Annotated in this window: 23 protein-coding genes; 7 read left to right on the top strand and 16 right to left on the bottom strand. The window is 67.3% G+C overall.

Annotated features, from left to right (window positions below; translation table 11 throughout):
* Positions 1-96 precede the first annotated feature (96 nt).
* The 5 genes from HGB51_RS19605 to HGB51_RS19585 all read right to left on the bottom strand — a co-directional run bounded on the left by HGB51_RS19605 (position 97) and on the right by HGB51_RS19585 (position 4,489).
* On the bottom strand, positions 97-1,521 hold the full coding sequence (locus HGB51_RS19605; RefSeq protein ID WP_141739181.1) for an ankyrin repeat domain-containing protein: 1,425 nt from the start codon (positions 1,519-1,521) through the stop codon (positions 97-99).
* Positions 1,522-1,868: 347 nt separating this feature from the next.
* Entirely contained in the window at positions 1,869-2,279 is a 411-nt protein-coding gene (locus HGB51_RS19600; protein WP_070208585.1) for a hypothetical protein, read from the bottom strand.
* A 172-nt stretch (positions 2,280-2,451) separates the two neighbouring features.
* Positions 2,452-3,351 (bottom strand): aspartyl protease family protein, encoded by a 900-nt coding sequence (locus HGB51_RS19595; protein WP_216666936.1) that lies wholly within the window; start codon positions 3,349-3,351, stop codon positions 2,452-2,454.
* A gap of 149 nt (positions 3,352-3,500) precedes the next feature.
* Positions 3,501-3,905 carry a membrane lipoprotein lipid attachment site-containing protein gene (locus tag HGB51_RS19590; protein ID WP_070208587.1) on the bottom strand — a complete coding sequence of 135 codons (405 nt, stop codon included), beginning with the start codon at positions 3,903-3,905 and terminating at the stop codon, positions 3,501-3,503.
* A 23-nt stretch (positions 3,906-3,928) separates the two neighbouring features.
* Positions 3,929-4,489, bottom strand: a complete 561-nt coding sequence (locus HGB51_RS19585; RefSeq protein WP_070208588.1) for a hypothetical protein — start codon at positions 4,487-4,489, stop codon at positions 3,929-3,931.
* A gap of 174 nt (positions 4,490-4,663) precedes the next feature.
* Here HGB51_RS19585 and coaBC point away from each other — a divergent pair, with 174 nt between their 5' ends.
* The 3 genes from coaBC to HGB51_RS19570 are packed head-to-tail and all read left to right on the top strand — an operon-like array spanning position 4,664 to position 8,745.
* Positions 4,664-5,917: a bifunctional phosphopantothenoylcysteine decarboxylase/phosphopantothenate--cysteine ligase CoaBC gene (coaBC, locus tag HGB51_RS19580; RefSeq protein WP_070208589.1), complete on the top strand. Its 1,254-nt coding sequence runs from the start codon at positions 4,664-4,666 to the stop codon at positions 5,915-5,917.
* The gene (dut, locus tag HGB51_RS19575) at positions 5,914-6,387 is read left to right on the top strand and encodes a dUTP diphosphatase (protein ID WP_070208590.1); all 474 of its coding nucleotides are present in this window, start codon (positions 5,914-5,916) and stop codon (positions 6,385-6,387) included. Before coaBC ends, dut begins: the two co-directional genes overlap by 4 nt.
* A 15-nt stretch (positions 6,388-6,402) precedes the next feature.
* Positions 6,403-8,745, top strand: a complete 2,343-nt coding sequence (locus tag HGB51_RS19570; protein WP_070208591.1) for a phosphomannomutase/phosphoglucomutase — start codon at positions 6,403-6,405, stop codon at positions 8,743-8,745.
* A 21-nt stretch (positions 8,746-8,766) separates the two neighbouring features.
* Here HGB51_RS19570 and HGB51_RS19565 read toward each other — a convergent pair whose 3' ends face one another.
* From HGB51_RS19565 to pyrE, 8 genes are all read right to left on the bottom strand, one after another.
* Positions 8,767-9,486 carry a response regulator transcription factor gene (locus HGB51_RS19565; RefSeq protein WP_070208592.1) on the bottom strand — a complete coding sequence of 240 codons (720 nt, stop codon included), beginning with the start codon at positions 9,484-9,486 and terminating at the stop codon, positions 8,767-8,769.
* On the bottom strand, positions 9,467-12,127 hold the full coding sequence (locus HGB51_RS19560; protein ID WP_070208593.1) for a sensor histidine kinase: 2,661 nt from the start codon (positions 12,125-12,127) through the stop codon (positions 9,467-9,469). The genes HGB51_RS19565 and HGB51_RS19560 overlap by 20 nt, the downstream gene beginning before the upstream one ends.
* Positions 12,124-12,765, bottom strand: a complete 642-nt coding sequence (gene kdpC / locus HGB51_RS19555; protein ID WP_070208594.1) for a potassium-transporting ATPase subunit KdpC — start codon at positions 12,763-12,765, stop codon at positions 12,124-12,126. Before kdpC ends, HGB51_RS19560 begins: the two co-directional genes overlap by 4 nt.
* A complete protein-coding gene (gene kdpB / locus HGB51_RS19550) occupies positions 12,762-14,813 on the bottom strand; it encodes a potassium-transporting ATPase subunit KdpB (protein ID WP_070208595.1) in 2,052 nt (683 codons plus the stop codon). Before kdpB ends, kdpC begins: the two co-directional genes overlap by 4 nt.
* 11 nt (positions 14,814-14,824) lie before the next feature.
* Positions 14,825-16,537 (bottom strand): potassium-transporting ATPase subunit KdpA, encoded by a 1,713-nt coding sequence (gene kdpA / locus HGB51_RS19545; RefSeq protein ID WP_171966943.1) that lies wholly within the window; start codon positions 16,535-16,537, stop codon positions 14,825-14,827.
* 12 nt (positions 16,538-16,549) lie between these two features.
* On the bottom strand, positions 16,550-16,642 hold the full coding sequence (locus HGB51_RS19540) for a potassium-transporting ATPase subunit F (protein WP_084739105.1): 93 nt from the start codon (positions 16,640-16,642) through the stop codon (positions 16,550-16,552).
* Between the two features lie 202 nt (positions 16,643-16,844).
* A complete protein-coding gene (locus HGB51_RS19535) occupies positions 16,845-17,513 on the bottom strand; it encodes a hypothetical protein (protein ID WP_070209419.1) in 669 nt (222 codons plus the stop codon).
* Between the two features lie 15 nt (positions 17,514-17,528).
* The gene (gene pyrE / locus HGB51_RS19530; RefSeq protein WP_070209418.1) at positions 17,529-18,188 is read right to left on the bottom strand and encodes an orotate phosphoribosyltransferase; all 660 of its coding nucleotides are present in this window, start codon (positions 18,186-18,188) and stop codon (positions 17,529-17,531) included.
* Between the two features lie 165 nt (positions 18,189-18,353).
* On the opposite strand from pyrE, the gene HGB51_RS19525 reads away from it, so the two are divergent.
* The 3 genes from HGB51_RS19525 (at position 18,354) to HGB51_RS19515 (ending at position 20,776) form a co-directional block, all read left to right on the top strand.
* Positions 18,354-19,154, top strand: a complete 801-nt coding sequence (locus tag HGB51_RS19525; protein WP_070209417.1) for an exodeoxyribonuclease III — start codon at positions 18,354-18,356, stop codon at positions 19,152-19,154.
* A complete protein-coding gene (locus HGB51_RS19520; protein WP_070209416.1) occupies positions 19,151-20,446 on the top strand; it encodes an AmpG family muropeptide MFS transporter in 1,296 nt (431 codons plus the stop codon). The genes HGB51_RS19525 and HGB51_RS19520 overlap by 4 nt, the downstream gene beginning before the upstream one ends.
* 102 nt (positions 20,447-20,548) lie before the next feature.
* Positions 20,549-20,776 (top strand): hypothetical protein, encoded by a 228-nt coding sequence (locus tag HGB51_RS19515; protein WP_070209415.1) that lies wholly within the window; start codon positions 20,549-20,551, stop codon positions 20,774-20,776.
* A 111-nt stretch (positions 20,777-20,887) separates the two neighbouring features.
* Here HGB51_RS19515 and HGB51_RS19510 read toward each other — a convergent pair whose 3' ends face one another.
* Positions 20,888-22,012 (bottom strand): anhydro-N-acetylmuramic acid kinase, encoded by a 1,125-nt coding sequence (locus HGB51_RS19510; RefSeq protein WP_070209422.1) that lies wholly within the window; start codon positions 22,010-22,012, stop codon positions 20,888-20,890.
* A 72-nt stretch (positions 22,013-22,084) separates the two neighbouring features.
* The gene (locus tag HGB51_RS19505) at positions 22,085-23,548 is read right to left on the bottom strand and encodes a M23 family metallopeptidase (RefSeq protein WP_070209414.1); all 1,464 of its coding nucleotides are present in this window, start codon (positions 23,546-23,548) and stop codon (positions 22,085-22,087) included.
* Between the two features lie 166 nt (positions 23,549-23,714).
* On the opposite strand from HGB51_RS19505, the gene tyrS reads away from it, so the two are divergent.
* Complete coding sequence (gene tyrS / locus HGB51_RS19500; RefSeq protein ID WP_070209421.1) at positions 23,715-24,926, top strand: tyrosine--tRNA ligase; 1,212 nt, start codon at positions 23,715-23,717, stop codon at positions 24,924-24,926.
* Between the two features lie 285 nt (positions 24,927-25,211).
* Here tyrS and HGB51_RS20195 read toward each other — a convergent pair.
* Positions 25,212-25,458: hypothetical protein (locus tag HGB51_RS20195; protein ID WP_216666934.1), on the bottom strand; the 247-nt coding region annotated here is incomplete at its 5' end.

Here is a 25,458-nt window from a genome sequence, read left to right as displayed (position 1 = left end):
GAAAGTCCAGTACTGCTGCAAGGGGCCGTTCCGTTTTCGGTGATCCGCTTCAGCACATCATCGAACGACCTGCCAAGGTCCAGCCAAAGCGGCTCGTCAGCCCGGCAATTTGAAGTAACGCGCACTCATCTGCCCCACCACGTCCGCCACCGCCTCCACGCTCGGCTGCTGCTCCGGCGAGATCGGCATGAAGATCTCCTCGCGGCAGGCCAGGTCGTCGCCGTCCAGTTGCGAGTAACTGATCCGCAACGTGTTCCAGTTCAACACATCCGGCTGCACCGTCACCACGCCGCTGCGGCTGATCCAGTCCTTGGTCCTGGACAACCGCAGGGTGCGCATCGTGTCGGTGTAATCGGCATACAGCCGCTGCGAGGGAATGGCGGGATGGGGATCGCTGGCCAGGTGCTCGAACAGAGCCTTGTTGAACTCACAGAACCAGGCCGGTCGCTTCCACGCTTCCGGATGATTCAACTCCTGGAGGGCGCGGGCCCACGAAGCGGCCTGGGCGGCGCCTTCGGGCTTGGGCTGCTTCCTGGGTGGCTTGCTGGTGCGTCCGGTCGTTTCCAATGCGGCTGCCTGTCCCTCGAACGCCGTTCCCTTGAAGCGGCGGACGTCGGCTTTCAGGAGTTTGCCCTGAGCGGAGATCGCTTCAGCCAGGACCATCGCCACGTCTTCGTTGCCTGCGTTCAAGGCCAGTGCCAGTGGCGTGCGGCCGCGCTCGTTGGCAGCTGAGGGATCCACGCCCCATTCGAGGAGCAGACGGGTGGCAGCCACGGGATCGCCCAGGCGGTGCCAGGTGGTGGAAAAGCCGCCACGGCTGGCCTTGAGCCCGTCCACGTCGCCGGCTGTGTACATCAGGGCGTTGGAGCCGGCCGGATTGACCACCTGCACGTTGGCGCCGCGCTCGGCAAGGAAGCGCAGGAGGGGCGCACTTCCCATGTACGCGGCCATCAGCACCGGCGTATACATCTGCCGGTGGTCCATGGCTTCAATGCTGGCGCCGGCCTGCAGCAGTGCGTCGACGGCCTGGAAGATGAGCTCCATTTCAGCCGGATCCGCGTCCGGCTCGAACGCACTGTTGAACACCTCGCCACGCATCTCGCGCAGGCCGATCGCGGTGCAGATCGGGGAATCCTTGGTCAGGCGCGGGTTCGCGCCGGCGGCCAGTAACAGGCGCAGCTTCTCCACTGCCTGTGCGGTCGGACCGAAGATGAGGTCCCGGCAGGTGGTGGAAAGCGGGGTGGCGCCACGGCCTGCGGCCTTGTTCGGGTCCGCGCCATGTTCCAGCAGCAGGGAGACCAAGGCCACATGCGCATCGAGGCGTCGCGCCACCCTGGCCTCATCCGGGCCATCGCCGTGCAGCATGCTGTTGTTGCAGACCCAGTACAGGGCGCGTTCGTTGTGGTGCAGCCGGATACGGTCCGGGTGCACGCCCGAACGAGCGAGCCGCTCGATCTCGGCGAAGGCGTCCTCGCAGGTGGGGAAGGCATCCAGAACAACGGGCGAAGACGAAGTGGCCACGAGCATCGATCCTTGATTACGTGGACCAATGTTAGCAATCGGGAGTCGTCAAGTACTGGACAGGATGTCAAGTTCTGCCCCCGACTGTCCTGGTCAGTTCTCCGGAGTTCGGTTCTTTCGCCGCTGGACCTCTTTGCGTGTCTCCACCATTGTCCAGATCGCGAGTCCTACTGCCACCAATGCATAACCGCGGTCGAGGCGACGAGAATTGTTGTCATGCAGATATCAGTCCGCGTCAATGCGCTTCCGTTGCGGCGGGCTCTCGTTGGGGGAATGCAGCAGAGTCCACATGCCGAAGCCTAGGGCGAATGCGGCAATCACCACGGTGGCTGCCACAAGGATTGTTGTCATGGTCGATGCTCCACATCAATTTGCTGGAATTTTGAGATGCGATTGAACAAGCAGTAACTGATGAAGAGTGACCCCAATGCGATAACGCCTACGCAGGCCATGATGGACTGTTGATCAACCGCGTCTCCACCAATCGGTGTTAAACAGAAGAGTACGCCATGAATCGCAATGAAGAAGGCGGCAACGGCGTTCTGGACCGTTTTCCATGACCTATCTGCTCCGATGAGGTGTTCAATCTCGTTGATGTTCGAGATATGGAGAACGAGCCCGAATGCGATGAAGTCCTGTGGAGAAAAGGGTTCGATGCTTCCCTCTTTGGTCACCAGCCAGATCAGGAACCTCGAGAGGATCGGAATCAGGCCCACAAGGACGGTGTAGGAAAGCCACTTTGTCTTGACTGTCTTCATAGCCGACCCTGACTCTGAGAACACGCTCCTCGATAGGATGCGAAGTCTACGAGCGGCTCCCGGTCTGACGTAGGACAGTCGTCGCACTATTAGAAGATTCAATCGCTCCGGAACACGATGTGTCGGAACAGGCGCCGCCGCACGCGTAATGAGCGACAGCTTTACCTTTCGCTCACCGGCAAACGGCCACCACCTGACTTCTCTGGTCGATCAGCACCACCGCGTCTTGCAGCGCACGCGCGCCCACCAGCACTTCCGGGTACTTCGGGGAGACGCGCACCTCAGCCAGGGCGTGGGTCGTCTGCCCCACGCGGATCGGCTGCTGAACCGTCCCACGCCAGCTTTCCAGCTGGCCGTTGGTCAGTTGCGAACGCACCACCTCACCCAAAGGCAGCTCTGAGACCTGTTCGTAAACAGACTGCGGCAGCACGAAGCCGACGTTGGCGCCTGTGTCGAGCTGGGCAACGAAGGTATGTCCGCCTACCGATACCGGAATTCGGAATGCCCGCATATAGGTAAGGGCATTGGCAGCAGCCGGGTCCAGCTTGAGCGTTCGGGTGAACGCCAGGGTCCGGTTCGGGTAATCGATCCGCAGCAGGCCGTCGGCAAAGAAGCCGCGGGCGAGGATTCCGTCGAATGCGGCCTCGGGTGCGTTGCGTGCGTTGTAGTCGCGGGCGATCACTTCCACGTTCCGGTGCACCACCCCACCCAGTTCCAGCTCATCGATCCGCACTGTGGCGACAGCGGCCTTGCTCACGCCATCAGAGGTGGTGGCATCCCCGTGCCACGGCAGCTCAAGCGCCGAGACCAGGCGCATGTCCGCCCGGCCGATGCCGCTGGCGCCGGTGTCCACCGCAAACCGGTAGGGGCCTTGGCCATTGACCCGCGCCTGCACATAGACACGACCGTCTACGCTTTCGAACGGCGTCTGCACCAGTGCGTCTGACATCGATCGATGAGCAAGATGGCAAGTATCACCCAGCTCAGGTGCAACAGGCACAGGGGATGCCCCCGTCACCGAAGCCATCAGCATGAGCAGGGACAAAATCAGGCGGGTCAGTGCAGGGGGCATGGTGCGTTCCTTGCGGCCAAGTCAGGTGTGACGGAGCATGGCGCGATTCCAGTTCACTTGTTCCTGGCGTGCGACGAACAGGCCCTACGGCCGACAGAACCCTGGCTGGAGGGCGCGAGTGCAACCTATCCAGCCAGTCTGGTGCCTGACTACCCTTGTTTCTTTGGCGCGATGTCGACCGAGCCGCAGTAGCCACCCTCCGTCGAGATGTGCGCGACCTGCCGGGCACGGTTGACGGCAACATGGATCTCGCATCGGGAGTCGTACTTCACGTCGCCCCACGACTCGACATGCACCAGTTGCCCGTTTTGCGGACCTGTATATGTGCCAAGCGCCTCGCGCCGCACGTAGGACGTACTCCTGTAATACACCAGAACCACCCATTGCTTCTCGGCCACCGGATCGATCCGGTACGGCGCGCCAAACTGGTCAATGGCTTCACCAACCGGGCGACCCTGCCACGCAGCGTTGGCGCGCATGTCAGGCAAGTTGGGCATGCTGGAGCAGGCGCTCAGAGCGAGCATCAGAAGGGCGGGGGCGAAAATCCTTTTCATTCGCGTATTCCTTGTCGGTCGGTTCACGGCTGGGGCATCCGGGCGAAGGCGTCATCGATCTCTTTCAGGATGGCCGCCCTGGCCTGCTCGCGCCCGAGCACGGTGAAATAGGCCCTCACGGCGTCGATCATCCGCAGCATTTCCATACTGCCGATTGGGATCATCCCCTCGCCCGTGCGCTGTTGCGGCTGGCAGATGAAATCCCGGCTATTTACAAGCCAAGCTTCGGGCTGGGTCTGCCACGCCGATGAAATTTTGACCGGCCGCACCCCGCCCATTGGCCCGTCGATCTCGTCGGCACGCTTGATGCGGACACGTTTCTTCGCGCAGTCGACCTCGATCTCATGGGCCGTCAGGAAACCGTTGCCGGTGTTCTGGTAGACCTTGTGTACACCCAGCGATACGACGCCGCCGGCCCGTTTCGAGATATGGGCGGGATCGGCGTCGGCAACGAAGGCCAGATTGTTCCCGGCGGAGCCTTGACTATGGATGATCCAGTAGTCGCCGTCGGTCTCGATGGCCTGGGCCGCCAGCGGGAAGCACAGCAGCAGGGCAGGCAGCAGGTACCTGGGGGATATACGCATGACGGATCAGTCCTTTGCCGTAAGTGCCAACGAACGTAGGCGGAGGAGGCAGCGGCGTCAACCCGGCGCCCGCCCGCTCATGACAAAAAACACCGTTCTCATGCCCCTGGCGCATCAGGGCCGCAACAGAGCATCGGGTAAGCTACCCGCCTCAGATAGACAGGAATTCCGCAGGTGGCTGACTCCCCCCAGGCTTCCCCGGCGCAGGCGCGCCCGCTGGCAGGCCAGAAGCTGTTGTTGTGCGTGGGTGGCGGCATCGCGGCCTACAAGTCGCTGGAGCTGGTGCGACGCCTGCGCGACGCCGGGGCCCAGGTGCAGGTGGCCATGACCGCCGGCGCCCAGCAGTTCGTGACCCCGCTGAGCTTCCAGGCCCTGTCTGGCCAGCCCACCCGCACCACCCTGTGGGACAGCGCGGCCGAGCAGGCCATGGGCCATATCGAGCTGGCCCGCTGGGCCGACCGCATCGTGGTGGCCCCGGCCACCGCCGACCTGCTGGCGCGCCTGGCCAACGGCCACGCCGACGACCTGGTCACCACCCTGTGCCTGGCCACCACCGCGCCGCTCACCGTGTGCCCGGCCATGAACCACCGCATGTGGCTGCACCCGGCCACCCAGGCCAACATCAGCCTGCTGCGCGAGCGCGGTGCGCAGGTGATCGGCCCGGAAGACGGCCCACTGGCCGAAGGAGAATCCGGCCCCGGCCGGCTGACCGAGCCGCACGCCATCGTGGCGGCGCTGGCCAGCCTGCAGGACCCGGCCGCCCCCGAGGTCGCCCAGGAACTAAAGGGCCTGCGCGTGGTGATCAGCGCCGGTCCCACTTATGAGGACCTGGACCCCGTCCGCTACGTGGGCAACCGCAGCAGCGGCAAGATGGGCTACGCGCTGGCCGCGGCCGCCGTACGCCAGGGCGCCCAGGTGGTGCTGGTCAGCGGCCCGGTGCACCTGGCCACCCCGGCCGGGGTGCAGCGGGTGGACGTGCGCTCGGCCGCGCAGATGCGCAGCGCCGTGCTCGACGCGTTGCCGGCAGACATCTATATAGGGGCGGCAGCGGTGTCGGACTACACACCGCGCCAGATCGCACCCCAGAAGCTGAAGAAGACGGCAGGTACGCAGACGTTGACGCTCGAACTGGTCCGCACCGCCGACATCCTGGCCGAAGTGGCCGCGCAGACCAACGCGCTCAAGCTGGTGGTCGGGTTTGCCGCTGAAACCCATGACGTGGAGAAGTACGCGCGCGGCAAGCTGGTCGACAAGCGATTGGACCTGGTGATCGCCAATCAGGTCGGCATCACAAACGGCGGCTTCGAAAGCGACGAGAATGCAGCGACGGCGTACTGGCAGGGCGGGGAGCAGGTGTTCCCCGGCACCACCAAGGCGCTGCTGGCCGAACAACTGTTGTCCCTGATTGCCCAGAGGTTGCACGCATGACCCAAGCCCCGTCCCTGCAGCCGCTGCAGGTGAAGCTGCTCGATCCACGCTTTGGCGACGACTGGCCCATGCCGGCCTACGCCACCGAAGCCAGCGCCGGCCTCGACCTGCGCGCCGCGCTGGAAACCGAACTGACCCTGCAGCCGGGGGACACCGCGCTGATTCCCAGCGGTATCGCCATCCATATCGAAGACCCGAACCTGTGCGCGGTGGTGTTGCCGCGTTCCGGGCTCGGGCACCGGCACGGCATCGTGCTGGGCAACGGCACCGGCCTGATCGATGCCGACTACCAGGGCCCGCTGCTGATCAGCGCCTGGAACCGCGGCCGCGAGGCCTTCACGCTGCAACCCGGTGACCGTATTGCACAGTTGGTCGTGCTGCCGATTGCACGCGTGGACCTGCAGGTAGTGGATACTTTCACCGACAGCGCCAGGGGAACGGGTGGATTCGGCCATACCGGGGTGCGCTGACAGGGGGTAACACCGATGAGCAAGGCAACGGCGGAAGGACAGCCGCGACTGACAAGCAAGCGTAACGGGCTGGTGCTGGTGGGGCTTCTGGTCCTGATGGCGGTGTGGTTTGCCTGGAGCGGGGTGCGCCAATGGCGACAGGCCTCGACCGGGCAGGCGCTGGAACTGTCCCGCGACGAGATCGTGCAGGGCGTGCAGAACGCGCTCAACGGCCAGACCACGCAGCTGCGGACCTTGGTCAAGAGCGAGCGGGTCAGCACCGCGCTGGCCGCCGGCGACGCCGACGCCACCGCGCTGGCCGTGCGTGAAGGCTGGCCGGGCACCGAGGAGGTCGAGGTGTTCACCACCGATCTCGACCAGGCCTATGCCGACCCGAAAACCTTCGGCTATGCGCGCCTGGCGCTGATGGAAGCGGCCATTGCCGGCGACACCGTCACCGCGCGCGTGGTGCGCGATGCCGGTGGCCAGCGCCTGGGCCTGGCCGTGCCGGTGCAGCTGGGCAGCCAGGGACCTGCGGTCATCTATGTACGCCAGCCGCTGCTGCGCCTGACCGACACCTTCGACAAGGTGCGGGTGCCGTCGGCCGGCTACCTGGCGCTGCGCCAGGGCGGGCACAACATCATCGAACAGGGCGACACCTCGCTGTCGCAGGGCGCCGAAGGCCTGGCCCGGCCGATCGGCAAGACCGGCCTGCGCCTGTCGGCGGCGGTGCCGGACATCGAGCCGGGCCCGCTGGGCCTGGGCGCGATCCCGTCGTTCATCGTGGCCGCGCTGCTGCTGGCCATTGCCGGCATGCTGCAGTTCGGCAAGGGCAAGGTGAAGCTGCCGCGCCGCCGCACCGAGGTGGCCGAAGGCGAGCACGGCCCGACGCTGCGCGAGAGCCTGGAGCTCGACCCCGTGCCGGAAGCGACATCTGCTGCCAATGAGGCCGGCGCGCCGCCGCCGCTGCCCAGCGGTTCCGGCAACGAGGTCGCCGAAGGCATCTTCCGCGCCTACGACATCCGCGGCGTGATCGGTCGCGAGCTCACTCCGCAGGTTGCGGTGCTGATCGGCCAGGCCATCGGCTCGGTGCTGCAGGTGCAGGGGCTGCGTGACATCGTGGTGGGCCGCGACGGCCGCCTGTCCGGCCCGGAACTCAGCGCCAGCCTGATCGAAGGCCTGCGCCGCGCCGGCTGCGACGTCACCGACATCGGCCTGGCCCCGACCCCGGTGGTGTACTTCGCCAGCTATCACCTGCGCGCGGGCAGCTGCGTGGCGGTGACCGGCAGCCACAACCCGCCGGACTACAACGGGTTCAAGATCGTAGTCGGTGGCGAAACCCTCTCGGGCGACGCCATCACCGAGCTGTACCAGCGCATCCGCGACGGCCAGCTGCACGTGGCCGCCACGCCGGGCAGCCTGCAGCAGCGCGACGTCAATGCGGACTACATCCAGCGCATCGCCGACGACGTGCAGCTGGACCGCCCGATCAAGGTGGTGGCCGACGCCGGCAACGGCGTGGCCGGCGAGCTGGCCCAGCCGCTGCTGGAGGCGATCGGTGCCGAAGTCATTCCGCTCTACTGCGACGTGGATGGCACCTTCCCCAACCATCACCCGGACCCGAGCGACCCGGACAACCTGGAAGACCTGATCCAGACCGTGAAGCGTTTCGACGCGGACCTCGGCCTGGCCTTCGACGGCGACGGCGACCGCCTCGGCGTGGTCACCAAGGAAGGAAAGATCATCTACGCCGACCGCCTGCTGATGCTGTTCGCGGCCGACGTGCTGCAGCGCAATCCGGGCGCGCTGGTGATCTACGACGTGAAGTGCAGCGGCAAGCTGTCCGACTACGTGCTGCGCAATGGTGGCAGCCCGATGATGTGGAAGACCGGGCACTCGCTGATCAAGGCCAAGATGCGCGAGACCGACGCCGAGCTGGCCGGCGAGATGAGCGGCCACTTCTTTTTCAAGGAACGCTGGTTCGGGTTCGACGATGGCCTGTATGCCGCCTCGCGCCTGCTGGAGATCCTGGCCCAGCGCGAAGAGACGCCGTCGGAAGTGCTGGACGAGCTGCCCGACAGCGTGTCCACGCCGGAACTGAAGGTGCCGGTGGACACCGGCACGCCGCATGCGCTGGTGTCGCTGTTCGTCACCGCCGCGCAGGCGGACGACTCACCGTTCTTCGGCGCGCGCCTGTCCACCATCGACGGTCTTCGTGCGGACTTCCCGGACGGCTGGGGCCTGGTGCGCGCCTCCAATACCACCCCGGTGCTGGTGCTGCGCTTCGAGGGCAACGACGAGGCGGCGCTGGAACGCATCAAGGCGTTGTTCCGCGAACAGCTGCAGCCGTTGTTGCCTGGGGTTGAGTTGGGGTTCTGAGGAGCCGGCCAGCGGCCGGCACTACCCTTTGAAGCGCAGACCCACGCCCGGTTCGGTAAACAGGTACTTCGAATCGAGCGCGGAGTCGCCCAGCTTGTGGCGCAGCTTGCCCACCAGGATGCGCAGGTAATGCGTGTCGTGCTGGTGGGTCGGCCCCCAGATCTCGGCCAGGATCTGCGGCTGGGTCACCACCCGGCCGGCGTTGCGCAGCAGCAGCGACAGCAACGCATATTCCTTGCGGGTCAGCGCCACCGGCGCACCGTCCAGGTGCACCTCGCGGCGGACCAGGTCGATATGCAGGCGGCCGTCGTCGAACTGCGGCAACACCCCGTCGGCCGACACCGTGCGCGTGCGCAGCAGCGCCCGCACCCGCGCCATCAGCTCCTGGGTGCCGAACGGCTTGGTCACGTAGTCGTTCGCGCCGTTGTCCAGCGCCAGCACCTTTTCGGTTTCGCTGGCGCGCACGGTGAGCATGATCACCGGCACCTGGCTCCACTGGCGCAGCTCGGCCAGCACCTGGTGGCCTTCCATGTCGGGCAGGCCGATATCCAGGATCACCAGGTCCGCGCCTTCGCCTACAAGCTGCTCCAGCCCGTCCTGCCCGGTGGCCGCCTGCAGCACGCGGTAGCCCTGCGCGCGCAGGCTGATCTCCAGGAAGCGGCGGATCTGCGCTTCGTCGTCGATCACCAGCACGCGCGCCGGCGGTACGCCGTGGGAAGCCTCAGGATTCGTCGTGGTCATCGGCAGGGTGCGGTTGCAGCAGCGGGAGCGTGATGCGGATCAGGGTACCGCGTCCGTCGCGGCCCGGCAGCGCCTGCACGCTGCCGCCGTGCGCGCCGATCATGCCCTGGGTGATGGTCAGCCCCAGCCCGGTGCCATGCCGGCCGCGGTCGCCGCGCTCCACGCTGTAGAACATGTCGAAGATGCGCGCGCGCTCCTCATCGGGAATGCCCGGCCCGGCGTCGAGCACGTCGATGCGCAGCTCGCCGTCCACCAGCCGCGCCTGCACCTCCACCGCCGCGCCGGGCGGGGAGAACTTGGCGGCGTTCTCCATTACGTTGAACACCGCCTGTTCCACCAGCGCCGGGTGCACCCAGATCGGTGCCAGCGTGCTGGGAATGTCCAGCTGCAGCCGCACCTCCGGCTGGTAGCGCTGCAGCCGGCGCGCGGCCGAGCCCGCCAGTTCGTCCACCCCGATCCAGTCGCGGTTGATCTTCAGGCCCTCGTGGCCCAGCCGGGTCATGTCCAGCAGGTTCTGGATGTAGCGGTCCAGCCGCTCGCCTTCCACCAGGATGGTGTCCAGCAGCGCCCGCCGGTCGCGTGCGTCCATCGCATCGGCGTAGCTGGAAAGACTGTCGGCCGAACCGATCATCGCCGCCAGCGGCGAGCGCAGGTCGTGCGACACCGATGACAGCAGCGCCGAGCGCAGCCGCTCGGTCTCGTTGCTCACGTGCGCCTTTTCCAGGTCGGCCACCAACCGCGTGCGCAGCGCCGCCTGCGCGATGTCGTCCACCATCGCTTCGGCCAGCTGGCGCTGCTCCGGGGTCAGTCGCGGCGCACTGCGTGGGAAGCGGATGCCGGCCACGCCGATGGTCCGGTCGTCGCCGTCGAGCAATGGCAGGAACCACCATTCCGCGCCGGCCAGGGTGTCGGTGAAGCGGCCGCTGGGCTGGCCATGGCGCTGCGCCCAGTCGGCGGCGGCCAGGTCGGTCTCGCCCGGCGCGGCGCTGCCGCTGGTGCTGGTGTCGGCGCCGATGCGCAGCCAGGCCGGTGCATCCAGCGCCTGTTCCAGCGCCTCGCGCCCGGCCTGCGCCACCTGCTCGTTGCTGGCCGCGCGGGTCAGCTGCCCGCCCAGCACCTGGCGCGCATTGGCATGCCGGTTGGCCGCGCGCAGCGCCACCACCTGCATGCGCAGGCGCGAGGCCAACCGCCCGGCCACCAGCGCCGCGACCAGGAACAGGAACACGGTGATCACGCCCTGGCGCGCGCTGATCGCGAAGGTGAAACGGGGCGAGATGAAGAAGAAGTTGTAGGCCAGGAAGCACAACGCGGCCGCCATCACCGCCGCGCTGGTGCGGCTGCGTGCAGCTACCACCACCACCGCCACGATGAACACCATCGAGAGGTCGTACAGCCCCACCCAGCGCTCGGCCACCAGCGCCACCAGGCAGGCCAGTGCGGTCGCGGTGAGGGCGAGCAGGGAATCGCGGCCGGTACTCAGGGTCGGCATCGAAAGACCATGGCGACGCGCATGCGCGCGCGCCTGGGGGGTGCCGATGATGGTGATCTCGTAGTGCGCGCCGCGCTGGATCAGCTGCTGGGTGAGGGTGCGGTTGAGCATGCGTGCGAACGGCCGCTCGCGGGTCCGGCCCAGCACCAGGGTGGAGACGCTGTTGTGCGCGGCATGGTCGAGCAGGGCGTCGGCAATGCTCGGGCCGTGCAGCAGCTCGGCCTCGCCGCCCAGCCGCCGGGCCAGCGCGAACGCCGCGTCGATCTCGCGGCGGGTACCTTCGTCCTCGCGTCGGCGTTGCACGGTCACCACCGTCCACGGTGCATCGCGGCGCTCAGCGATACGCCGGCCCACCCGCACCAGGTACTCGCTCTGGCCGCCGCCGTCGATTGCCACCAGCACCCGCCGCCGCAGCGGCAGGTTGCCTTCTCCGCGCGCGGCACGGGTTTCGCGCAGGCTGGTGTCGACCCGGTCGGCCGCTTCCTGCATGGCCAGCTCGCGCAGCGCGGTCAGGTTGGCCGGCGAGAAGAACGCCTGCAGCGCCTGTGCGGCCTGCTCGGGCACGTACACCTTGCCCTGCTGCAGGCGCTCGATCAGTTCGCGCGGCGGCAGGTCGACCAGCACGATGTCGTGCAGGCGGTCCAGCACCGCATCGGGCACGGTCTCGCTGACCCGCACCCCGGTGATGCGCATCACCACGTCGTTGAGGCTTTCCAGGTGCTGGATGTTGATCGTGGTCCAGACGTCGATGCCGGCGTCCAGCAGTTCCATCACGTCCTGCCAGCGACGCTCGTGGCGGCTGCCCGGCACGTTGCGGTGGGCCAGTTCGTCCACCAGCACCAGTGCCGGGTGGCGCGCCAGCACCGCGTCCAGGTCCATTTCCTGCAGCGCATGCTGCTGGTAGGCGCGCTGCAGCAGGGGCACCTGCGGCAGGCCGTCCAGCAGCGCGGCCGTTTCCGCGCGGCCATGGGTTTCCACCAGCCCGACCACCACGTCCACGCCCCGGCGCAGCTGCTCGTGCGCGCGCCCGAGCATGCTGTAGGTCTTGCCCACCCCGGGCGCGGCGCCCAGGAACACGGTCAGCTTGCCACCGGCCTCGCGCTGAAGGCTCTCCACCAGTGCATCGGCCTGTCGTGTGCGGGAATCGGTCATGGGTGCAGAGTGTGATCCAACGCCGTATTGAGCTCCATCACATTCACCCGCGGCTGCCCGAACACCCCCCACTGCGGCCCCTCCGTATGCGCGGCCACCAGGGCCTCGACCTGCGCGGCGTCCACTCCCCGCGCACGCGCCACCCGCGCCACCTGCACGGCTGCGGCCTGCGGCGAAATCTCCGGATCCATGCCGGCACCGGACTGGGTCACCAGGTCGCCGGGTACGGCACTGGTGGGCACGCCCTCGCGAAGCGCGACCGCCGCGGTCGCCTCACGCACACGCTCCTGCAGCGCCGGGTTGCTGCGCGCCAGGTTGCTGCCGGCGGCCGCCATCGGATCAAAGCCGGCCGCCGAGGGCCGGGTCTGGAAGTAACCGTTCCCGGCAAACGGCTGCGCGACCAGGCGCGAACCGCGCACCTGGCCGTCGACGACCAGCAGGCTGCCATCGGCCTGTGCGGGGAAGAGGGCGCGGCTGACCGTGGTCGTGCCCACCGCGTAAGCCAGGCCCAGCACCAGCAGGCTGGCCACGCCCAGGCCGAGGGCCGGGCGCAGCGCACCGTGCTGCTGCAGGGAAGCAGACGTGGCGGCGCGGGTGCGCGCCGGACGGGAAAGCGAAACAGCAGCAGAGCGGTTCATGCGCCGAATACCGAGAAGAGGAGGAGGTCGATCAACTTGATGGCTGCGAACGGCAGCAGCACGCCGCCCAGCCCGTACACCAGCATGTTCCGGCGCAGCAGCGCGGTGGCCGTGGCTGGGCGGAAGCGCACGCCGCGCAGCGCCAGCGGAATCAGGGCCGGAATCACCAGCGCGTTGAAGATCAGCGCCGCCAGCACCGCGTTGCGCGGGCTGGACAGCTGCATCACGTTCAACGTCGCCATCGCCGGCAACGTGGCGGCGAACAACGCCGGCAGGATCGCGAAGTACTTGGAGACGTCGTTGGCCAGCGAGAACGTGGTCAACGCACCGCGCGTGATCAGCTGCTGCTTGCCCACTTCCACCACCGCCAGCAGCTTGGTTGGGTCCGAATCCAGGTCCACCATGTTGCCCGCTTCCTTGGCGGCCTGGGTGCCGGAGTTCATCGCCAGGCCGATGTCCGCCTGGGCCAGCGCGGGCGCATCGTTGGTGCCGTCGCCGACCATCGCCACCAGCCGTCCGCCGGCCTGCTCGGCGCGGATCCGGGCCAGTTTGTCCTCCGGGCGCGCCTCGGCGATGTAGTCGTCCACGCCCGCTTCGGCCGCAATGGCCGCGGCCGTGAGCGGATTGTCGCCGGTGATCATCACCGTGCGGATGCCCATCGCACGCAGCTGCGCGAACTTCTCGCGCATGCCGTGCTTGACCACGTCGCTCAGCTCGATCACGCCCAGCACGTGGCGGCCTTCGCACACCACCAGCGGGGTGGCGCCGTTGCGCGCCACCTGTTCCACCCGCCCGGCCAGCTCGGCCGGCACGCTGCCGCCCAGCTCGCGCACATAGGCGGTGATCGCATCGGCCGCGCCCTTGCGGATGCGCCGGCCGCCGCGCAGATCCACGCCGGACATGCGGGTCTGCGCAGTGAAGGCGAGGTATTCCGCTTTGTCAGGCTCGCCCGTGGTGCAGCCCTGCTCACGCGCAAGGCGCACGATGGATTTGCCTTCCGGGGTCGGGTCGGCCAGCGAGGACAGCAGCGCCGCTTCGCGCAGCTGGGTCGCCTCGATCCCGGCCAACGCGTGGAAGTGGCTGGCCTGGCGGTCGCCGTGGGTGATGGTGCCGGTCTTGTCGAGCAGCAGCACGTCTACGTCGCCGGCCACTTCCACCGCCTTGCCGCTCTTGGCCAGGATGTTGGCGGCCAGCGCACGGTTCATGCCGGCGATACCAATGGCCGGCAGCAGGCCGCCGATGGTGGTCGGAATCAGGCACACCAGCAGCGCGATCAGCAGCAGCGGGTCGACCTTCACCCCGACAAACGCACCGATCGCCGGCAGCGTGGCCACCACCACCAGGAAGGTCAGCGTCATCGCCGCCAGCAGCAGGGTCAGGGCCACTTCGTTCGGCGTCTTCTGCCGGTTGGCGCCTTCCACCAGCGCGATCATGCGGTCCAGGAAGCTGTGCCCCGGCTCGGCGGTGATCTTCACGATGATCTGGTCGGAGAGCACCTTGGTGCCGCCGATCACGCCGCTGCGGTCGGTGCCCGCTTCGCGCAGCACCGGGGCCGACTCGCCGGTCACCGCCGCCTCGTTGATGGTGGCCAGCCCGTGCACGATCTCGCCGTCGGCGGGCACCAGTTCGCCGGCACTGACGATCACATGGTCGCCCGGGCGCAGCTCGGCGGCCGGTACCTGGGTCTCACTGGCACCGGCATGCGCGGCCGCAAGGCGGCGTGCGCTCAGGTCCTGGCGCGCACGGCGCAGCGACGCGGCCTGGCCACGGCCACGCGCTTCGGCCACGGCTTCGGCGAAATTGCCGAACAGCACGGTCAGCAGCAGGATCGCGGTCACCGCCAGGCCGAAGCCCAGCGGCGCGTTGCCGGTCAGCGTGACCAGCAGGCTGACCAGCGTGCCCACCATCACCACCGCCATCACCGGGCTGTGCAGCAGGTGGCGCGGCGACAGCTTGACCACCGCATCGCGCAGTGCCCGGCGCAGGCCGGCTGCATCGAGCAGGCGCGGGCGGCGGGAGGAAGAAACATTCAGGGGATAGGTACTCATGGTCTCGCGTCTCAGCGCAGCGTCAGCGACAGGTGGTCGGCAACCGGGCCCAGCACCAGCGCCGGCATGAACTGCAATACGGTCAGGATGACGATCAGCGCGATCAGGGTCAGCGCGAAGGTCGGGGTTTCAATCTGCAGCGTGCCGGCCGATTCCGGCGCACGCCGCTTGGCCGCCAGCTGGGCGCAGACGATCAGCGGAATCACCAGCACCGGGTAGCGGCCCAGCAGCAGCACCAGGGTGCAGCTCAGGTTCCACCACGGCGTGGCATCGCCCAGTCCTTCGAAGCCGGAGCCGTTGTTGGCGAACGCCGACACGTACTCGTAGAACACCTGGCTGACCCCGTGGAAGGCCGGGTTGGAAGTGCCGGTGATCGAGGGAATGGCCAGCGTGATCGCGGTGAAGGCCAGGATGGTGATCGGCTGCAGCAGCACCAGCAGCGCGAGCAGGCGCACCTGCGGGGTTTCCAGCTTGCGGCCGAGCAGTTCCGGGGTACGCCCGGTCATCAGCCCGGCCAGGAACACACCCAGCAGCAGATACACGATGAACTGCTGCAGGCCGCAGCCGATGCCGCCCCAGATCGCGTTGATCAGCATGTTCACCATCGGCACCGCACCGGCCAGCGGGCTGAGCGAATCGTGCATGCCGTTGACCGAACCGTTGGAGACCTGGGTGGTGATCGCCGCCCACAGCCCGGTGCCATCGGCGCCGAAGCGCACTTCCTTGCCTTCCATCAGCAGGGGGCTGGCGGCCGTGGCCGAATGGCCTTCCAGCCACACCGTGGCGGCCACCGACACGCTCGACATCGCCAGCATGCAGCCGAACACCAGCCCGGCCAGTCGCTTGCGCCCGGTGAAGGCGCCGAGCATGAACACCACCGCGATCGGGATCAGCAGGATGCCGATCAGTTCCAGTGCGTTCGACAGCGGGGTCGGGTTCTCCAGCGGCATGCTGCTGTTGGGGCCGTACCAGCCGCCGCCATTGGTGCCCAGCTGCTTGGCCGCGACCATCGCCGCGACCGGGCCCAGCGGCAGTTTCTGGCTGTCCATGCCGGCCGCTGCGTCGATCGGGGTGGCGGTGGGGCCGCCGGCCAGCGTGGAGGGCACGCCCTGGCTGGTCAGCAGCACGGCCCACAGCAGGCACAGCGGCAGCATGAAGCGCACGCACGAACGCACCACGTCGGCGTAGTAGTTGCCGACGTCGATGCGGCGGTCGGCCGGCAGGACAGGGTCGGCGGATTCGCCTTCCGGAGCGGTACCGAACAGCGCCCGCAGCGTGGCCACCACCAGTGCCAGGCCCATCATCGGGGTGACGACCTGCAGGCCGGTGATCGCGGTCATCTGCGAGAAGTACGACAGCTGCGCTTGGCCAGAGTAGTGCTGCTGGTTGGTGTTGGTCAGGAACGAGACCATCGTGTGCAGCGCGGTGTCCCAGCGCATGTTGGGAATCTGGTCGGGGTTGAACGGCAGCCAGGCCTGGGTCATGAACACCGCCTGCACCAGCACGGCAATCACCAGGTTGCTGAGCAGGAAGGCGCCCACGTAGCCACGCCAGGACATGCCGCGCAGCGGGTTCACGCCCAGCACGCGGTACAGCGGCTTCTCAATCCAGGCAAACAGCGCGTCGCCGCGCATCGGCCCACCGCGCATCACCCGGGCCAGGTACAGCCCAAGCGGAAAGGCCAGCACGATGCTGGCCAGCAGGATCAACAGGATCTCGGTCATGGTCGGCTCCGGTCAGAACTTTTCGGGCGCAAGCACGACGTACAGCAGGTAGGCGGCGGCAACGAGCACCAGCACCCCGCACACCAGCGAAAGCCAGGCAGGCAGGGTAGGGCTCGCCGCGGCGGCGGCAGCAACAACAGGCAGGGTCAGGCTCATGGGACGTCCAGGTGGAACCACTCCACGTCAGGCCGTCATGGTGGTCCCCGGGCGCGTAAACGCTCCACGCCCAAGCCGGGCCGTGGGCGTAAAAAGGGCATAAAAAAACGGACGCTTTCGCGTCCGTTCTGTCTTGCATCACGCCCCGCCGTCAGCCGCGCGGGTCGGTCTCCACACCCTTCAACAACCGGTACCGCTGCAGGGTCTCCTCGATCTCCGCATCCAGCGCCTTGCGCTGGTCCAGGTACGAGGCCTGCATGCGCTTCTGGGTCACCAGTTCGGCGTGCCGCAGGCGGATATCCTCGGCCTGCTTCGGCAGCACGGGCTGGCCGGCCAGCTCGCGGTCGCCCGCGCTGCCCAGCAACGTCACCAGCGCGTCGCGCAGGCTGGCCACGTTGTAGTTGGCGGTGTTCACGTTGTTCTCCAGGATCCCGGTGCGCTCCACGAACACACGGCGCAGGTCGGCTTCGTCCTCGTAGGTGGAGAGCATCGCCTGCTCGGTGCGCTTGCGGGTGTCTTCCGCCGCCTGGTCAAGCTGCGCCTGTGCCGCAGCCACGGCGGCATCGGCACGCTCTTCCTCGGTCAGGGTGCGCTCCACGCCACCCTTGCGCAGCCCGCTGCTGACGCTGAACTCCTCGCGCGCGCTGTTCACCGCGTCCTGCGGCAGGGCATCGCTGCAGATCCGCTCACTGCCCTTGTTCCAGCAGTACAGCTTCTTGGCCTTGGCATCGGTGCTGCTGCGCTTGGTCTGCGCCTGTGCGCCGAGCACGGGCGCGGCCAGCAGCAGGCCGATCATGGTGAACGTGGCAATCCTGGACATGGGAGCCCCCTGCTCTCAACGCGTAGGACGGCTGCCGTAGCGGGACCGATAGTCCTCCAGCGGCTGCCGGTACCCGACAAGTTCCGGATTTCCGGAGGCAAAATCAAGCAGGTCGCCCAGCGTGGCCACGGCCACCACCGGAATGCCGGCTTCTTCGGCCACGGCCTGGGCGGCCGAACGGCGGTCTTCTTCCGAGGCGATCTCCTGGCGGTCCAGCGCCACCACGATGCCGGCGGGGGTGCCACCGGCCTGCTTGATGATGGTCAGCGCCTCACGGATGGCGGTGCCGGCGGTGATCACGTCGTCCACGATCAGCACGCGCTTGCCGTTCATGTCCGCGCCGATCAGGTTGCCGCCCTCGCCATGCGCCTTGGCTTCCTTGCGGTTGAAGCTCAGCGGCAGGTCGCGGCCGCGCTGGGCGAACTCGCAGGCGGTGGCGGTGGCCAGCGGAATGCCCTTGTAGGCCGGGCCGAACACAACGTCGAACTTCAGTCCGGTGGCTTCCACCGCATCGGCGTAGCAGGCGGCAAGCTGGGTCATCTTGGCGCCGGAATCGAAACGGCCGGCATTGAAGAAGTAGGGGCTCAGGCGGCCCGACTTGAGGGTGAACTGGCCAAAACGCAGCGCATCGGCGGTCAGCGCCAGCTGCAGGAAACGGTAACGGTGGTCGCTCATCTGAAGCTCTATTCAATTCTCTTGGAGCGCAGATGCTAATGCATCCCTGCCAATTCAGGCTCGTGACCCCCTGCCGCAGGCCGCTGCGATGGCCGGATCCGGCCAGCCGATGGGCCGGGCAACCCGGTATGCTTTGTCGGTTACCGCTCTTGTATCCGGGTCAGCATGCGCATCATCAGTTTCAACGCCAATGGCATCCGTTCCGCCGCCACCAAGGGCTTTCTCGAGTGGTTCCGTGCCCAGGACGCCGACGTGCTGTGCATCCAGGAGACCAAGGCGCAGGAAGACCAGCTGACCGACCCGATGTTCCGTCCGGACGGCCACCACTGCTTCTACCGTGACGCAATCACCAAGAAGGGCTACAGCGGCGTGGCCATCTACAGCAAGCGTGAGCCCGACCAGGTCATCACCTCGCTGGGCTGGGCCCCGTTCGACGACGAAGGCCGCTACATCGAGGCCCGCTACGGCAACCTCAGCGTGGTCTCCTTCTATATCCCCTCGGGCAGCTCGGGCGACCTGCGCCAGGGCTTCAAGTACGAAGTGATGGAATGGCTGCGCCCGATCCTGGCCGAGTGGCTGGCCAGCGGCCGCGACTACGTGCTCTGCGGGGACTGGAACATCGTGCGTTCGGCGCTGGACATCAAGAACTGGAAGTCCAACCAGAAGAACTCCGGCTGCCTGCCGCCCGAGCGCGACTGGCTCAACGGCCAGTGCGTGGACGCCGGCCAGGCGCTGGATGTCGGCGCCGGCCAAGGCTGGACCGACGCCTACCGCCTGCTGCATCCCACCGGCGAGGACTACACCTGGTGGAGCAACCGCGGCGCGGCCCGGGCCAACAACGTGGGCTGGCGCATCGACTACCAGTTCGTCAGCCCCGGCCTGCGCGAGCGCCTGCGCGGCTGCTCGATCTACCGCGATGAGCGCTTCTCCGACCATGCCCCGTTCACGGTGGACTACGCCCCATGAGTGAAGCGGCGGCGCCGGTGTCCTACAAGGGCTGGGCCGGCATCAAGCGCGCGTTCGGCACGCCCTCGGCGCTGACCATGGCGTTCCTGGGCTTTGGCAGCGGCCTGCCGTTCCTGCTGATCGCCTCGCAGACCCTTTCCACCCGCCTGCGTGACGTCGGGCTGGACCTGGGCAGCATCGGCCTGATCAGCCTGGCCAGCTTCTTCTACCTGCTGAAGTTCGTCTGGGCGCCGCTGATCGACCGCTACGCGTTCCCGCTGATCGGCTTCCTCGGCCGCCGCCGTTCCTGGCTGCTGGCCTCGCAGGTCGGCGTCACCGGCGGCCTGTTCGCCCTGGCGTTCGTGCGTCCCGAACTGGGCGTTACCCCGCTGGTGCTGTGGGTGCTGGTGGCCTCGTTCGCCGGCGCCACCCAGGATTCGGTGGTGGACGCGTACCGCATCGAAATCGCGCCGGAGAGCGCGCAGGCCGCGCTCGCCGCCACCTACACGCTGGGCTACCGCATCGGCCTGATCCTCGCCGGTGCCGGCGCCCTGTACCTGGCCCAGTTCGAAGGCTGGATCGTGGCCTACCTGGCCATGGCCTCGCTGATGGTGCTGCCGATCGCCACCACCCTGTTCTGCCGCGAGCCGGCCCAGCCGGAAGTGCGGATGCAGCGCCGCATCGATTTCTTCGGTGCGTTCTGGCAACCCATCGCCAGCTTCTTCACCACCAACGGCGTGGTACTGGCGCTTGTGCTGCTCGCCTTCGTGGGCCTGTACAAGTTCCCCGACCAGGTGATCGGCGTGATGGCCGGCCCGTTTTACCTGGACTCGGGCTTCACCAAGGCGGATATCGCCACGGTGTCCAAGCTGTTCGGGGTCTGGATGGGCATCGGCGGCGCGTTCGTCGGTGGCATCGCGGTGGCGGCCTTCGGCTTCCGTCGCATGTTGCTGGTGGCCGCGCTCGGCGTGGCGCTGTCCAACCTGGCGTTCCTGTTGATGGCGCACAACCCCGGCCAGCTGTGGGCGTTCTACGCCGCACTGAGCGCGGACAACCTGTTCCAGGGTTTTGCCGGCACGGTGCTGGTAGCCTTCATGTCCTCGCTGACCGACCGCAACTTCACCGCCACCCAGTACGCCCTGCTGGTCTCGCTGGCCAACCTGCCCGGCAAGTTCGTGGGCGGCGCCTCCGGCTACATCGTCGAAGCCACCTCCTACAGCACCTTCTTCATCCTCAGCTCGGCCACGGTGCTGCCGACGCTGCTGCTGCTGGTCTGGCTCTGGCCGCGCATCCGCGACCGCAGCAGCACCTGACCATGGCTCCGCCGGGACCCGTGGTTGCCCCACGCCGCTGCGTGGGCCATGATCGACCCCGTGGTGCCGTGGGGGCGGTGCGTTGCCAACAGGGGAAAACACATGGCTGACTTAGTGCTGCGCGACCTGGATCCGCTGCTCAACGAGCGCATCCGCCGGGTTGCCGTCGCGCGCGGCTGGACCCGCGAGCACACCTGCATCGTCCTGCTCGAACAGGGCCTGTTCGCCAGCGAACTGGAAGTCCGCAGCGGCTTCCACGACCCCGAAGTAAACGCCCTGGCCGAAGCCATCGCGGCCCTGCAGGCGCTACCCGACGTCAAAGCCTTCTGACTCCCCCGCTGCGCACGCTGCTTCGGTAGGGTCGCACCCCAGTCGACCGCCGACGCACTCCCCACAACCGATTACGGCATGACCCCGGATCGACACCGGCGCTTCACCGCCTCAAGCCGGATAAATCGCCCCCAAAATCCGCGGCCCGCGCGCCCCGGTAACGCTCGGCAGATTCCCAGGCAGCCCCCGCAAGGTCCGGTGCGCCAACCAAGCAAACCCCATCGCCTCCAGGTAGTCCGGGTCCAGCCCGTGCAGGGCACTGGACTCCACAACCACCTCCGGCAACCGCGCGCTGAGCCGCCGCAGCAGCTGCGGATTGCGCACCCCGCCACCGCACACCAGCACCCGCTTGGCCCCCGGCAGGTTCGCCAGCAATGCATCGGCCACGGTGGCCGCCGTCAACTCCAGCAGGGTCGCCTGCACATCCGCCGGCGCCAGCCCGCGGCCTTCCAGCGCCGCCTCGGCCCACGCCAGATGGAACTGCTCGCGCCCGGTGCTCTTCGGCGGCGGCAGCGCGAACCACGGCTCGGAACGCCACTGCGCCAACACCTCCTCATCGACCCGCCCACTGGCCGCGAACGCCCCGTCCGCATCGAACGGCACCCCGCGATGCCGCTCGCACCACGCATCCATCAACGCATTGGCCGGGCCGGTATCGAACCCGCGCGGGGTTCCCTCGCGCGGAATCAGGGTCAGGTTGGCGATCCCGCCCAGGTTCAACACCGCGCGGTCTTCATCGGCGGTGCCCAGCATGGCCAGGTGGAAGGCCGGCATCAGCGGCGCCCCATGCCCGCCGGCGGCCACGTCGCGGCGGCGGAAATCGGCCACGGTGGTGATCCCGGTCAGCTCGGCAATCCGGTTCGCATCGCCCAGCTGGCAGGTGAAGGCCGGATCGGCCAACGGCCGGTGGCGCACGGTCTGCCCATGCGAACCAATCGCCGCCACCCGGGTCGGGTCCAGCCCGGCCTGTTCCAGCAGCCGGTTGGCAGCGGCCGCGAACGTAATGCCGATCTGCGCGTCGATCCGGCCCAGCGTATCCAGTGAACCCAGCTCGCCGCCTTCGCCCAGCGCCACCAGCTCAGCGCGGAGGGCCGGGTCCCAGGCATGGGTCAGGCCCTGCACGAAGCGGCAGCCGCCGCGCTCGGGAAACTGCACCAGCGCGGCATCGATGCCATCGGCGCTGGTGCCGGACATCAGGCCCAGGTAGAGCGGGGTAGCGGAATCAGGTGCGGTCATGGCCAGGCGGTTCAACAGGGTGCGTGCAGCTTCCGCGCAACCTGTTGCCGCCGTCAATGCACCACCCAGCGATCAGCCGCGGGTGCCCTTGGCCGGCTTGGCGGCGCTGGCCGTGGTGGTCACGGCCTTGTCGGTCTTCGGCGCCGGGCTGGCGTCGGCGTAGATCAGCTTCTCCATGCCCTGGATGCGCGCCAGCGCCGGCGCGGTCTGCGCACGGAAGGCGACCAGCTCGCTGCCCTGCAGCGGCTCCGGCGGTGGCATCGTCACCGACAGCGGGTTGCGGTGCACGCCATTGACGCGGAATTCGTAGTGCAGGTGCGGGCCGGTGGCCAGGCCGGTCGAGCCGACGTAGCCGATCACCGTGCCCTGCGCCACGCGCTGGCCGGTCTTGATCTTGCCGAAGCGCGACATGTGCCCGTACAGGGTGGTGTGGCCCTTGCCGTGGTCAAGGATCACCACGTTGCCGTAGCCGCGCTGCACGCCGGCGAACTGCACGCGTGCATCGCCGGCGGCCATGATCGGGGTACCGGTGCGCGCGGCGTAGTCCACGCCCTTGTGCATGCGCATCTTGCCCAGCACCGGGTGCTTGCGCGCGCCGAAGGTGGAGCTCAGGCGCGCGAACGGGATCGGCATGCGGATGAAGCTCTTCTTCAGCGGGCGGCCGCTGACGTCGAAGTACTCGCTCTTGCCGTTGCGGTCGAAGCGGAAGCCGCTGTAGGTCTTGCCGCCCGAGGTGAAGGTCGCCGCCAGGATCTTGCTGGTGTCCACCTTCTCGCCTTCGCGCCAGGTTTCGTCCATGACCACGCTGAAGCGGTCGCCCGGCTGCAGGTCCTTGGAGAAGTCGATGTCGTACTTGAAGATCTCGTCGGTCATGGTCGCGATCGCCGACGGCGACAGCCCGGCCTTGCGCGCGGCCGCATACAGCGAACTGGTGATCTCGCCGCTGGTCACCACCCGGCGGGTGGAGCTCTCGCGCTTGCTGACCTTCTCGGTGATCTTGCCGTCCTTCAGGCTCAGCTCCACGCGGTTGTCGCCGTCGCGGTCATAGCGGATGGTGCGCAGCTCGCCGGACAGCGGCAGGTCGAAGCCGATCTCGGTACCGGGGCGCAGCTTCACCAGCGAATCGCGCACGCCCGGGTGGTCCAGCACCTGGTGCATCACCGTGGCCGGAATGCCGGCCTCGTCGAACAGGTCGCTCAGGGTCTGGCCGCGCTGCACGCGCAGCACCTGCCAGCTGTCGCCGGGCACCTGCTTCATGCGCTCCTGGGACAGCGGCGGCAACGGCAGGGCGAGCGTGGAATGGCTGAGGGAGTAGGGGGCGTCGATGGTGTGCGAGAAGCCCGGCACGATCGTGGCCACCAGCGCGCCGATGGTGGCGAACAGGCTGGCATGCATCCAGTGGCGGCGGGTCCAACGCTCGTTGAAGGCCGCGGGAAGGTGCTGGCGAAGCTTCCGATGCAGGGCGGTGTCGTGGAGAACGTGAAGGCGTTCCTTGAAGCGCTGCTTGCGCGCTCGGCCTTGATCGGTATTCAGCATCGTCGATAAGTTCCTGGCTGACCCGGATCACGGGCCCAAACGTCGGTAACATAGACAGGTATAAATACCGCGTCAAACCCTTGTGCCTATTGGCTTTTGTGAAGCGCTTGCGGTTAACTTGTACTTAACGTCATTCATGTAAATAAGGCATCGCCGGGAGTTGCACGTGTCCTCGATTGAACAAGCCCTTGCCCAGATCGGCCGTGGCGCCGACGAAGTCCTCAAGATCGAGGAGCTGCGCCAGCGGCTGGAAAGCGGCCGCCCGCTGCGGGTCAAGGCCGGCTTCGACCCCACCGCCCCGGACCTGCACCTGGGCCACACCGTGCTGCTCAACAAGCTGCGCCAGTTCCAGGACCTCGGCCACCAGGTGATCTTCCTGATCGGCGACTTCACCGGGATGATCGGTGACCCCTCCGGCAAGAACGCCACCCGCAAGCCGCTCAGCAAGGACGACGTGCTGGCCAACGCGCGCACCTATGAAGAGCAGGTGTTCAAGGTGCTGGACCGCGAAAAGACCGAAGTGCGCTTCAATTCCGAGTGGTTCGGCAAGATGGGCGCGGCCGACATGATCCGCCTGGCCGGCCAGCACACCGTGGCGCGCATGCTCGAGCGCGACGATTTCGCCAAGCGCTACGCCGCCCAGCAGTCCATTGCCCTGCATGAGTTCCTGTACCCGCTGGTCCAGGGCTACGACTCAGTGGCACTGGAAGCGGACGTCGAACTGGGCGGCACCGACCAGAAGTTCAACCTGCTGATGGGCCGTGGCCTGCAGGAGCACTACGGCCAGAAGCCGCAGATCGTGCTGACCATGCCGCTGCTGGAAGGCCTGGACGGCGTGGCCAAGATGTCCAAGTCGCTCAACAACTACATCGGCATCAGCGAGCCGGCCATCGACATGGTCACCAAGACCATGAAGATCGGCGACGACCTGATGTGGCGCTGGATCGAGCTGCTGTCCTTCGACATCAGCCAGGCCGAGGCCGTCAGCCTGCGTGAGCAGGTCGCCGCCGGCAGCCTCAACCCGCGCGAGATCAAGCTGCGCCTGGCCCGTGAACTGACCACCCGCTTCCATGACGCCGACGCTGCCGAACTGGCCATTGCCGGCTGGAACGCCGCCGTGACCGGGCAGGGCGACGTGACCCTGCTGCCGCTGCAGGAAGTGGCGATTCCGGCCGAGGGCCTGCGTATTGGTGCGTTGCTGACCGCCGCTGGCGTCACCCCGAGCAATTCCGAGGCCTCGCGCAAGCTCAAGGAAGGCGCGGTGAAGGTGGATGGCGTAGTAGTAGCCGACGCCCAGCAGTTGTTCGTGCCCGGCTTTGAAGGCCTGCTGCAGGTCGGCAAGCGCAACTTCGCCCGCGTGTTGCTGGTGGCCGCCTAAGCGCCACAAGGGTTCCGCGCCTTCGAGCGCGGGGCTGGCATGAATGAATGCACAGTTTCGTGAAAAAAAGTCACGGACCCCCTTCACAAACGACCCGGTTCGGGACATACTTTCCCTCCCCCGACGCAGGGGCCACCGCAAGGCGGCAACCGCGAAGGAACAGGACGCCAAGTTCTTCGAAAGAAGGTGTTGACGGAAACGAAAAGCCTGACATAATAGGCGGCTCGCTTCGACGAAAAGACCTTCGGGTTGCAACGACGAAGCAGCATCGGCAACAACGTTTCGCTACGGCGAAACGGCCTTGAAAAAAGGTGTTGACGAAGCGGATTTGCCGGCTATAATGGGCGGCTCGCAACGACGGAAACGTCGGGGCACACGGAGGAAGGCGCTGAGGCCGACTCCAAGGTTCTTTGACAGTATGCGCAGGTATCTTGTGAAGGCGCCTGCAGGAAGGATGTATGTCCATCTTGCAGACGTTTGATCAAGCAACATATCAATTGTTTTAAAGCAAGCGAAACGTTGCCAGCGGTCA

It is taken from the genome of Stenotrophomonas bentonitica (genome assembly GCF_013185915.1).
Classification (GTDB): Bacteria; Pseudomonadota; Gammaproteobacteria; order Xanthomonadales; family Xanthomonadaceae; genus Stenotrophomonas; species Stenotrophomonas bentonitica.
Note: the sequence above shows the minus strand (reverse complement) of the source record. Positions and strands in the feature narration are given on the sequence as shown.